General features: G+C 40.7%; 1 protein-coding gene. It reads left to right on the top strand.

Features of this window, described 5'->3' with window-relative positions; all coding sequences use genetic code 11:
* The coding region (locus CQ839_RS24645; RefSeq protein WP_219817848.1) for a hypothetical protein at positions 1 to 657 on the top strand (657 nt) is incomplete at its 5' end.
* Between the last annotated feature and the right edge of the window lie 109 nt (positions 658 to 766).

Genomic DNA, 766 nt, shown 5'->3' with positions numbered 1-766 from the left:
CAGCTAGAAATTAATAGCGTTTTAGCAATAGCCTTGGAAGTGGCTAGAGATGAAGTGACAAGCTATGATGCAACCGCCTTAAATCCGCAAAATGTGATAGTACCTATACCAAAGGGCAGCCCGATCATGCTTTTGCCAAAACTGATAAGGCTACTAGTACTCTACAAAGCGCCCTTGAAGTTTTTGATGAATATTCTCCTTGATTACATTAAAGAAGTAATTCTGGAACATATCAAGCGGAAAATAACTGACAAGTCGGCACAGCTCTACAACACTGTCGAGATTGCAAGCAGTCAACTTGTCAAAATACCTAAAGATGTAATTGCGATCGCTATTCTTTTTAATAGTTTGCCGAGCTGGACTAGTAAAAGGTTTGAGCCGTCTAACCTTAATAAATCAATAGTTGACCCAGAGCCGTCGCCACTGCCTGACATGTCCAAGTATTTATTGGCTGGACTTGGCACATGTCAGATCGGGTTTGCCCTGACTGGTAGTAGTCAACCAGCAACGGTTTTCTGGGATATCGACACTAGGCTTGAATATAATCGCCAGATATTTCATCTTCCAGAATACAAATTTAGCAATTATCAGAGATATGCTTTCCTGCATTTAGAATTTGCAGATACTTGTCAGATAAGCTTTTTACGGCTTAATTGATTCTGATTCTAAGATGTAGTTGCCAGCCGTGAATGTGGACTGTTTGGCTTCGTATATGGTTAACCAGTTTGCCGAGTTTGAGAAATCCATGACGCTTTTTGGGGATTCT

The organism is Pseudanabaena sp. BC1403 (assembly GCF_002914585.1).
Classification (GTDB): domain Bacteria; phylum Cyanobacteriota; class Cyanobacteriia; order Pseudanabaenales; family Pseudanabaenaceae; genus Pseudanabaena.
Note: the sequence above shows the minus strand (reverse complement) of the source record. Positions and strands in the feature narration are given on the sequence as shown.